The organism is Streptosporangium sp. NPDC000396 (assembly GCF_042898655.1).
Taxonomy (GTDB): Bacteria; Actinomycetota; Actinomycetes; order Streptosporangiales; family Streptosporangiaceae; genus Streptosporangium.
In genome coordinates this window covers 24,210-34,400 of record NZ_JBIAZA010000052.1, presented here as the reverse complement: position 1 = coordinate 34,400, position 10,191 = coordinate 24,210, and the positions used below count along the sequence as shown (strand labels likewise).

The window sequence follows — 10,191 nt, the reverse complement described above, 5'->3', positions numbered from 1 at the left end:
ACCAGCAACGCGCCGGCGAGGAGCGAGGCCCCGATCATCGTCTTCATCATGCTCTCTTCGACTACGGGGGGCCGGTAAAGGTTCGACGCAATATATGGCCGCTCGGTCACGGCGGGGCCGTGGGCGGCGCCGTGCGTTATGAGGTCAGCACGACCTTTCCGGCACCGTCGCCGGAAGAGTTCTCCGGCGTTCATATCGGCCTCCACTGTGCTCCGGCGTTGGTTACCTGTCTTCACGTTCATTAGCGCCTCCGACTCATTGCCATGGGGAGGTGCACGTTCGGTGCAAGGGGCATGGCGGCGCGCTCCTTCAGTGCCGGCGGGCTCGGAGGATGGCTACGATGAGTGCGGCGGAGGCGGCGACGATCAACCCGACGAACGCGGGGTGGATGTCCTTGGACAGGCTCGGCGCGCCGTCGGGCCGCGTCAGCCAGATGACGAGCGGGATCGCGTACGTGAGGGCGAGAAGGGCGGCCGCCCAGCGGACCGTCCGGTCGCGGACGTGGCGGAGAGCGCCGACCAGCGCGATGGCGACCGGGACGATCGCCATCAGGGCGAACTGGCCGAGCACCATGACGGGGACCGCCCAGGAGGAGACGGTCACCGCCGGCGGAGTGCGCCGGTCAGTGCGGGCGAGTGACGTGGACACGGTCGTCATGGCGTTTCCCTTCGGGTGGCGGGTACACGGCTGTGATCCGCGCCGCAAACCCACGATCAGCTACAGCATCATTCTTATGTTAGAAGGTATAACAGTCCAGGAAAGGAGAGTCAATAAGATTCGTGATACCTTCTAACTAAAGCTTCAAGATGTAGCTTCACGGATGGGAAGACGGCAGGTCATGGCGGAGCCGGACACGATGACCCCCGTGAGCGCTACCGCACTCAGGTGCGCGCGGAGATCAAGGAACGCGCGGTCGCGTCATACGGTCACCTCGCGGACAGTGACCGCCGAGAGCTGGTCGCGCTCGAGCCCGTCGATGATCCACGCGCGAAACCGTCCCAGATGACGGGCAAGCTTGCCGGTGACCTCGGCTGAACGCACACCACGCACGGCCGGATCGAGGTAGCACTCGCTCCAAGTGGTGAGGCTGTCATCGGCCACCTCGAGGCGCTCGGGGAGGCCGACCACCTGTCGTGAAGTGATTTCGGCTGACGGTGGCGGTAGAGGCACTGCTCGACTCCTGCCCGGCCGGTCGCCGGTCAGCGCAGGGCGTCGACGGGCTCCATCCGGGCGGCACGCAAGGCCGGATACAGGCCGGCCAAAAGCCCGACCAGCGCGCCGGCCGCAGGGGCGGCCAGAGCCAGACGGATGTCCAGCACCGGGGTCCACTGGCGGACGGCCGCCACCACAACGACGGCGACGGTGCCCAGACTGGCGCCGATGACTCCACCGGTCAGGCCGATCAGGCTGGACTCCAGCAGGAACTGGGCGGCGATGTGGCGACGGGCGGCCCCCAAGGCTCGGCGCAGGCCGATCTCGGCGACGCGTTCCATGATGGTGACCAGGGTGACGTTGGCGATCCCGACCGCGCCCACGATCAGGGAGACCAGACCGAGGATGAGGAACAGGCCGTTGACGTCGTCCTGGGCGCCGTCGCGGGCGCGTTTGGGGCTGGGCGGGGCGACCACCTGGAGTTCCCCGGTGTGGTTGGGACTGAGGGCGAGCGGGGCTTGGCGGGCGATCAGCTCGGCGGCGCCCAGCTGGGTGCCGACCAGAACACGGGTGACGTTCTTCAGGCCGAAGTCGGGGCCGAGGGTGGGCGGCACCAGGACCGCGCTGGCGAGGATCTGCTCGCGCTGCAGGCCGCCGATGATGCCGATGACGGTATAAGCGCGGTCGTTGATGAACACCGCCGGCGCGTGGTCCAGCCGGGTGATGCCGAGCATGGCAGCGGCCTGCTCACCCAGCACGACGACGCGGTCGCCTCGGGTGAGGTGGCCCGCGTCGTAGAAGCGGCCGGTCAGCAGTCTGCCGCGAGTGGTGGCCGGCAGGTCCGGGGTGGCCGCGACGACGGCGAGCGTCTGCCCGGTCACCTGGGTCGGGTCGAGCAGGTTGTTGGCGGTCACCACGAGGTTGGAGCTCTTGTCGCTCTGCGCCAGCGCCGTAGCCGACACCACGCCGCGCAGCCTCCGCAGTTCCGCGGCGGCCTCCCACGACACCAGGGCCTGGCGGCTGTTCTGCGGCACCTCGACGGTGACGCTGGTGGCCAGCAGTTCATCGAAGCGGCCGACGATCTGGTTGCCGGCGGTCGCGGCGATGCCCATGGTGACCACCAGCGTGGTGATCCCCAGGACGGTGCCCAGGGTGGTCAGGGCCGATCGGACGGGACGGGCCAGCATCCCCGCGAGGGATTCGGCCCACAGATCGCGGATGTTCATGCTCATCCCTGCTCGGTCAGGATGCCGTCACCGATGCGTACCCGGCGCTTGGCGCGGGCGCTGACCTCGTCCTCGTGGGTGATCACCAGGATGGTCAGCCCTTGGGAACGCAGCCCGTCGAACAGGTCGAGCACGGCCTCGGTGTTGCGGCTGTCGAGGTTGCCGGTGGGCTCGTCGCACAGCAACAGGGACGGCCTGGCCATCAGGGCGCGGGCGATGGCCACCCGCTGGCGTTCGCCGCCCGACAACTGGCCCGGCCGGAAACCGGCGCGGTGTCCCATGCCCACCTGCTCCAGCGCTTGCTCGGCGCGGGCCAGGCGACCGCGACGCGGGGACCGCCCGTAGACCTCGGCGAGCATCACGTTCTCCGCCACCGTCCGGTGGGAGAGCAGGTGGAAGGACTGGAAGACGAACCCGATGCGCGCGCCGCGCAGCCGGGTTCGCGCGCCGTCGCGCAGGGCGGTGGTCTCGATGCCATCCAGCCGGTACGAGCCCGAGCTCGGCCGGTCCAGCAGCCCGAGAATGTTGAGCAACGTGGACTTGCCGGACCCGGACGGGCCGATGATGGCCAGATAGTCGCCGTGGTCGACGCGCAGGGTGACATCGTCCAGCGCGCGCACCGGCGGGTCGGCGGGGAAGTCCCGGCAGACGCCGGTCAGTTCGATCACGGGCTCAGGCATCGCTCACCACGACCCGGTCGCCTTCCTTGACCGTACCGGCCTGCACGGGCGTGATCTCCACATTTCCGTCGGCGGTCAGCCCGGTGCGCACCTCGACCTCGCGGGTCCTGTCGCCGTCGAGCGCCACCCGTACCCGGGGGCGGCCGTCGGCGGAGGTGACGACGGCGGCGACCGGCACGCTCAGCACCTCCCCTTCAGTCGAGCCGACGGAGATCCGCACCGTCAGCGACGAGCCGACCAGGGCCTTGAGCCCCTTGGCGGTGTCGGGAGTGAGCAGGACCGGCACCGAGCCGGTGTCGGGCGTGTCCTTCTTCTTGTCCTCCGAGGTGACGCGGGCGGCCTCCCCGGTGGCGGTGAGCCGAGCCGGCAGCAAGGTGCCGTCGAGGGTTTCCATGGTGGCCTTCTGGTTCCGGCGCAGCAGCTTGGCCTCCTTGGCCTCCACCGAACCGGTGATCGCGAAGGCGGAGCTCGTCACGGTGGCGACCTTGGACTCGATGGTGTCGCCGGGCTTGCCCTCGGCCTTGTCGATACGGGCCGGCAGCGTCGGGAGGAAGACGACCTCGCCCGCCGGGACGCTGACGCCGTAAGTCTTGAGGAACTCGGCCAGCATGTCGCGGGCGTCGGCCAGGCCGGCGGCGCTGTTGCTGACCTTCATCCGCAGCGGGGAGACCTCCCGGGCCCGGCGCAGGCTCTGCTTGGCGGTGGCCTCGGCTTCCTTCGCGGTGCGCACCGCCTTGCGCAGCTCCTCCAGCCGCTTGTCCTGCTCATCGCGGACTTGCTCGAAGTGGTCGTCCACGGCCTTGCGGGCCTCGGACAGGGTCTGCCGGGCGTTGGCGAGCTTCATCTCCAGCAGGCGGGTGTCCGTCGAGCGGGACGGTGTGGGAGTGGGTAGCGGTGGTTCAGGTGGTGGCGGGGTGCCGGAGGGTGTGCCGGACGGCGTCGGCGAGGGCGGCGGGGTGTTGTTGTTCTGCTCCCTGGCCTCGTTCAGTTCCTTCTCGGCCGCGAGCACTGCTTCCTCGGCGGTGCGCACAGCCTGCCGCAGGCTCGTCAGCTTGGCGACCTGATCGAGGGTCATGTCCTGCCGCAGCGCCTCCCGCAGCGCCCGCTCGGCCGAGCGCAGGTCGCGGCGGGCGTTGTCGAGGCGCAGCTTCAGCGGTTGGACATCGAGGCCCTCCTCCAGCGCCTTACGGGCCTCGGCCAGCTCCGCCTGCCTGTTGCGCACGGTCTCGCGGTAGGTCTGCAGGTTCTTACGCGCCTCCATGTCAGGCTCCTGGGCCTGGTAGCCACGCTTGGCGTACCAGCGTTTCACCGCGGTGACGGTGGCCTGGTCGAAGACGCCCGAGACGGGCACCCGCACGCCCTCGCGGCGCAGCGCGCGCTGCAGTTGGCGTACGTCGTCGCCTTCGGTGCCCGGCACCAGCGGCCGGTACATCGGCAGCCGCCCGCGAAAGACGAACACCGGCCGCCCGTTGACCTGCATCAGCACGTCACCCTCACGGATCGGGCCGGTTTGGGGTGCCTTGGTGACGCGCTGGGGCGTGCCGCCGCCTCCGCCCGTACCGCCTCCGCCCGTGGCGCCGGTCACGCCGACCGTGCCGGCCAGCGTGACCGGCAGAGGGGAGCCGTAGGTGAGCGTGCCGTTGACGGTGACGGTACTGGTGAGCTTCCGCCGTTCGACCAGTGCGGTGACCAGGGACGGCTTCGGCGGACGGCGCGCGGCCAACTGGTCGGCGGGAGAGCGCAGATCCGCACCCACCGCCCAGCCGATGCCGGCGAGCGCCACCACTGTGGCCACGACACCGGCCAACACCTTGTTCCTCGAGAGACCGGCCTTCGAGACACCCGACCTGGCTGTGCCTGGACCGCCGGGTCCGCCGGGCTCCGCGGCCGGCTCACCTGCGGACGCCCTGAACTTGCGCATACTGAACTCGCTTCGATGGAATTGAGTGAGGGGTGGAAGCGGCGGGCCCTCAGGGGCTATTCCTCGACGGCCATGGGCACGCCCATGCCCGCGAACAGGCCGGCCTGCTCGTAGACGATGCTCAGCTTGGGCCGGTAGGCGGCGTAGAAATCCTTGCCGCACTCCAGGTCGTCCAGCGCGGCCTTGATCTCGCGCGCCAGGAGAGGGCGGGCCTGCTCGGGCGTGGGTTTCTCGCCGAGCTTGCTCAGCTCCCGCCCGAACGGCTCCTCGGTGCTGTTGGCGATCTCGACGGGTTGCTGGGAGCTGACCGTGAAGCCCTTGCCCTTGAGACAGTCGGCGAACTGGCCGGCCAGCTCCACCAGGCGGGCGTCGCCGTTAAGCTCGCGGTTGATCGCCTGCTTCATCATCTCGGACTGGGCCTTCATCGCCTCCCGCATGGAGGTCATCTTGCGGCCGGTGGCCTTGTTGAGCATCTCCAGCATGCACGTGTCCATCCCGGCGAAGTAGGCGTCCCGCTGCGCCTTCGACAGCCCGGCGATGACCTTCGCGTTCGGGTCGTCGCCCGGGCCCTCAACGGTCCGGGCGGCCATGCGCCCGCCCGGGTCGTTCGGGTAGACGATCGAGGCGGCCCAGCCGAAGCCGTACTTGCTCCGGTGCTTCTTCATGGCCTCGTAGTCGCCGGACATCTCCTTCTTCTGCTCTTCGGGGAGGTCCGGCGCGGACACGACAGGGTGGTAGGTGAAGCCTTTGCCCTTCATGCAGACGGCGAGCTGGGCCTGGTTCTGGCGCTGCTTGTTCTGGGGATCCACGGAAGGAGCCGCCGATGGCTGCGCCTGACCGGTCGAAGCGCAGCCGGTCATGGCGGCCAGCAGGGCCGCGCCGGCCACCACGGTTGCGAGCGATCTGCGGGATCGAATCATGGGGGCCTCTCGTCGGTTACAAGGGGATGAGCGGGACAGCACGAAGCGACACCGCGGCGCAACCGTGCGATCAGGCCCGCTCATCGGAGTTCGTCTATCGGGGTTGGTCTCGCGGTACTGGGCCGCGAGCCGGTTCACTTTCTCCAGGGCTTGCTGAAGCGAACCTGAACGCGCCTGAAGCGCGATGCACGGATCGAGGGCAGCGAGCGACGTACGCCCTCGACCGGTGACCGCTCCCGGTCACACCGTACGGCCGGCGGTGACGTGGTGGGTGGCGAAGGCCACCTGGCCCAGCGCCACGGTCAGCGTTTCGGCCGGCTGGGCGGGCAGATCGCGAGAGCGCCAGGCGATGTAGCCGTCCGGCCGGACAAGGGTCGCGCCGTCCTGGGAGAGCCCGAAGGCGCGGAGGAACTCTTCCGGCTCGTGCGGTTGGAGCCGGCCGCCGATCCGTTGGCAGTCCACTGTGACGCCGGTCCACTCGGCGGCCTGCTCGGCCGCGGCGGCCCAGTGGTCGTTCTCGGCGAGCAGGACCCACCCGCGCTGGAACAGGTCCAGTGTGGATAGACGCTCGCCGTCCCGGCTCAGCCACAGGTGTGGCGCACGGGTCCCGGGCTGCCCGGCCCACTGCTCGGGCCGGGCCGCGGGCGGCAGTTCGTCGCCGGCCGTGAGCACCGCGGCCGATCTGTACAACTGCCCGAACTCCATTGCGTCGTCGTCAATGATCGGTATGTCGTCAGTGGAAGCCCCTGCGTGCCGGCGGTAGTCGGCGCGGGCGAATATCTGCTGGTGGCGCAGCCATGCGATCGGGCGTCGCTCGGCGTCGTAGGTGTCGAGCAGTTGGGGCGTCGACTCGCCCGACAGGACCGAGGACAGTTTCCAGGCGAGATTGTGGACGTCGTCGATGCCGGTGTTGGCGCCGTAGCCGCCGCGGGATGGGGGCAGGGTGTGCGCCGCGTCCCCGGCGAGGAAGACCCGGCCGGATGCGAAACGGTCCGCGACCAGGGCGCTGAGCTCCCAGCGGCCGGTGTTGACGAGCTCGATCTCCAGGTCTGTCCGGCCGATCGCCTGGAACACCATGGTCCTCAGCGTGTCCTGGTCGCGTTCCTGGTCGTCGGCGAATATCAGTACCCAGCGGCCGTCGCCGTAAGTGGTGAGAAACGCTTGGAGTCCTGGCTGGTCGATCTCGAACTGCCTGACTCCCTCCTGGAGATACTCCTCAAGCGGGGCCTTGAACAACACGCTGCGCGAGGTGCTGAGATGGCCGCGGCCGGTGCGGCCGACCCCCAACGCCTCCCGGATGGGACTGCGGTTGCCGTCGGCCGCGATCAGGTAGTCCGACCGCACCGCGTGTTCGACGCCATCCCTGGTACGGAGCACGGCCAGCACCCCTTCGCCGTCCTGGTGCCAGGACAGCAGTTCGGTGCCGAACCTGATATCGGCCCCGAGTTCGACGGCCTTGTCGCGAAGTATGGGTTCGAGCCGGTCCTGGGCGATCGCCGCGCCTGTGTGCGGCGAGTATTCGATCCTGGGTCTGTCACTGCTCTGGGGCGTCCACGAGGACTCCTCGAACCACTGTCCGGCCAGGCTGTGCACTCGAGCCCGGCGCAGCTGGGAGCCGGGCGGTACCTGCGGGACATGCGAGCCCAATCCGACCGCTCGAAAGAGCTCCATCGTCCGGGGTGTGTAGCCGACCGCGCGTGGATGCGGCGAGCTTGCGGCATGGCGCTCGACCACCATTGCGGGAACTCCGCACCAGGACAGGAACACCACCGCCGACAGGCCTACCAGCCCACCGCCGACGACCAGCACCGATGTCGACTCCATCCGCGTGACTCCCATCTATACACTGTATTTTTCAATACACTGTATCGTAGAATGCGTTGTATCGTTGGGTTGGATTTCGCAGACCAACGGAAGATGAGGCGCGATGACGGCACGATCTGAGCCCGGCAGTGGCGAGCCCCGGCTCGTCTGGGAGCGGCCCGAGCCGCCGAGCCGACCGGCACCCAGCCCGCTGAGCAGAGACCGCATCGTCCTCGCCGCCATCGAGCTGGCCGACACCGACGGTTTGGAATCGGTTTCCCTGCGCAAGGTCGCCGCCGCACTCGACGCCGGGCCGATGCGGCTGTACGGCTACCTGTCCACCAAGGACGAACTGCTCGACCTGATGGTCGATGCCGTGTACGGCGAGATCACCCCGCCCGAACCATCCGGCCATGACTGGCGCGCAGCCCTGCGAACGCTCGCGCACCGCACCAGGCAGGCTGCCCGCCGACACGAATGGTTCGCAGACCTGCTCGGCGGCCGGCCGCACATCGGCCCCAACGCACTGGCCTGCCTCGAAGCATCACTGGCCGCGCTGGACAACGCACCTGGCTTCGACCACATCGACACCGTCATGCAGGCCGTCGGCACGGTAAACGCCTACGTCATCGGCGCGATCCGCAGCGAGATCACCGAACTGCGCGCCGAACGCGCCACCGGCATGAACGAGCGGCAGTGGCAAACCACCTCCGCCCCGTACGTGAGCCGGATGCTGGCCACCGGCCGCTACCCGACACTTGTCAAAGTCATCCAGGACGCCACCCATCCCGACACGGACACCACCTTCGACGCCGGCCTCGACTATGTACTCGACGGCATCGCCACACGCCTGACCCGCTGACCGCGCGTATCGGCGGACCACACAAAGCCGCCCGGATCCGCTACCAGGGCCTCGCGGCCGTCGCCGCGACGCCCGGGGCAGCCCCGACCTTCGCGCACTGGATGCGCCGCTCCCGATGGAATGCCCGAGCCTGACGCCGCGGTGAAACCTTCGAGTGCGGTGTGTCCTCGGCGATGGTCGTCCATGTGCGGACAGGCGGTGAAGGCGTCGCGCCGCCGTTTGTCGGGGCCGAACAAAACCCACCTTTCTCCTTGTCCGACACGCACAGACCGTTCTCATGCCGCACCGGCGATGCTCATGTCGCGCGAGCGACGCGCACAGCAGGCAGACGATGTCGGAGCGGAGAAGTGGTCATGGGCATCGATGGTGGGCCGCGCACGGCGGTGGTGATCGGCGCCGGCGTGGTGGGACTGTCCACCGCGTGGTTCCTGCAGGAGCGCGGCGTGGACGTCACCGTGGTCGACCGCCACGGGGTGGCCGCGGGCGCGTCATGGGGCAACGCGGGCTGGCTCTCACCGGGGCTGGCCATCCCGCTGAACGAGCCCGGGGTCCTGCGGTACGGCCTGCGCTCCCTGCTCGACCGGAGTGCCCCGTTGCACGTGCCGGCCACCCCGGACGTGAAGCTGTGGTCCTTCCTCACCCGCTTCGCCATGAACTGCACCTGGCAGTCCTGGGGCCGTGCCGTACAGGCCAATCTCCCGTTCAACGAGGAATGCCTCGAAGCCTTCGACGTGCTCACCTCCAACGGCGTCGAGGCTTCCACGGTCGAAGCCCCGATCATGGCCGCGTTCGAGAGCCCCCGCCAGGCCGTGGGGCTCCTCCACGAACTCCGGCGCATCAACGAGTCCGGGCTGGAGATCCGGTACACCGCGTTCGACGGCGACGGCCTGAGCGAGCAGATACCGCAGCTCTCCTCCCGCGTCCGGGCCGCGATCCGGCTGGACGGGCAGCGCTACGTCGACCCCGGGCAGTTCACCCAGTCGCTGGCCCGCGCCGTCGTCGCCCGCGGCGGCACGATCCGGTCCGGCTTCCGGGTGACCGGCGTGCATCCCGGCTCCGGCGGGCTCTCCGTCCGGTCGGCGGAGGGAGACTCCGTCAAGGCCGACGCCGTCGTCCTGTCCACCGGAGCCTGGCTGAACGAGCTCGGCGAGGCGTGGGGGGTTCGCGTACCGGTGCGTGCCGGGCGCGGCTACTCCTTCACCGTGCCGACCGAGCGGCCCGTGCCCGGACCGGTCTACCTGCCCGCCGTACGCGTGGCCTGCACGCCGTACCAGGGCAAGCTGCGCGTCGCGGGCACGATGGAGTTCCGTGACGCCGACGCCCCCCTGTATCACCGGCGCGTCGAGGCGATCATCGCGTCCGCCCGGCCGCTGCTCACCGGTGTCTCCTGGGAGGAGCGCACCGAAACCTGGGTGGGCCCTCGCCCCGTCACGCCCGACGGCCGGCCCCTCATCGGAGCCACTCACGCCCCCGGAAGGTTCGTCGCCGGCGGGCACGGCATGTGGGGGCTCACCCACGGGCCGGTCACCGGACGCCTGCTCGCCGAGCAGATCACCACCGGAAAGCGGCCCGAGGTCCTGCGGGACTTCGACCCCACGCGCTGACGCCCGGCACCCGGGCATCCCGG

At 69.5% G+C, this 10,191-nt stretch carries 10 protein-coding genes; 2 read left to right on the top strand and 8 right to left on the bottom strand.

Annotated features, from left to right (window positions below; genetic code table 11):
- From ACFY2X_RS45405 to ACFY2X_RS45370, 8 genes are all read right to left on the bottom strand, one after another.
- Nucleotides 1-242, bottom strand: a 242-nt coding sequence (locus tag ACFY2X_RS45405; protein ID WP_389951138.1) for a hypothetical protein, incomplete at its 3' end; no start/stop codon positions are given.
- A 67-nt stretch (nt 243-309) separates the two neighbouring features.
- Entirely contained in the window at nt 310-657 is a 348-nt protein-coding gene (locus tag ACFY2X_RS45400) for a hypothetical protein (RefSeq protein WP_389951136.1), read from the bottom strand.
- 261 nt (nt 658-918) lie between these two features.
- Complete coding sequence (locus tag ACFY2X_RS45395; RefSeq protein ID WP_389951124.1) at nt 919-1,128, bottom strand: hypothetical protein; 210 nt, start codon at nt 1,126-1,128, stop codon at nt 919-921.
- Between the two features lie 71 nt (nt 1,129-1,199).
- Nucleotides 1,200-2,378, bottom strand: a complete 1,179-nt coding sequence (locus tag ACFY2X_RS45390; protein ID WP_389951120.1) for an ABC transporter permease — start codon at nt 2,376-2,378, stop codon at nt 1,200-1,202.
- A 2-nt stretch (nt 2,379-2,380) separates the two neighbouring features.
- Nucleotides 2,381-3,058 (bottom strand): ABC transporter ATP-binding protein, encoded by a 678-nt coding sequence (locus ACFY2X_RS45385; RefSeq protein WP_389951117.1) that lies wholly within the window; start codon nt 3,056-3,058, stop codon nt 2,381-2,383.
- Complete coding sequence (locus tag ACFY2X_RS45380; protein ID WP_389951114.1) at nt 3,051-4,853, bottom strand: peptidoglycan-binding protein; 1,803 nt, start codon at nt 4,851-4,853, stop codon at nt 3,051-3,053. Before ACFY2X_RS45380 ends, ACFY2X_RS45385 begins: the two co-directional genes overlap by 8 nt.
- A gap of 182 nt (nt 4,854-5,035) precedes the next feature.
- On the bottom strand, nt 5,036-5,899 hold the full coding sequence (locus tag ACFY2X_RS45375) for a hypothetical protein (RefSeq protein ID WP_389951111.1): 864 nt from the start codon (nt 5,897-5,899) through the stop codon (nt 5,036-5,038).
- Between the two features lie 240 nt (nt 5,900-6,139).
- The gene (locus ACFY2X_RS45370) at nt 6,140-7,738 is read right to left on the bottom strand and encodes an FAD-dependent monooxygenase (RefSeq protein ID WP_389951108.1); all 1,599 of its coding nucleotides are present in this window, start codon (nt 7,736-7,738) and stop codon (nt 6,140-6,142) included.
- An 88-nt stretch (nt 7,739-7,826) separates the two neighbouring features.
- On the opposite strand from ACFY2X_RS45370, the gene ACFY2X_RS45365 reads away from it, so the two are divergent.
- Nucleotides 7,827-8,564 carry a TetR/AcrR family transcriptional regulator gene (locus tag ACFY2X_RS45365; protein WP_389951105.1) on the top strand — a complete coding sequence of 246 codons (738 nt, stop codon included), beginning with the start codon at nt 7,827-7,829 and terminating at the stop codon, nt 8,562-8,564.
- Nucleotides 8,565-8,917: 353 nt separating this feature from the next.
- On the top strand, nt 8,918-10,168 hold the full coding sequence (locus ACFY2X_RS45360) for an NAD(P)/FAD-dependent oxidoreductase (RefSeq protein WP_389951102.1): 1,251 nt from the start codon (nt 8,918-8,920) through the stop codon (nt 10,166-10,168).
- Nucleotides 10,169-10,191 lie beyond the last annotated feature (23 nt).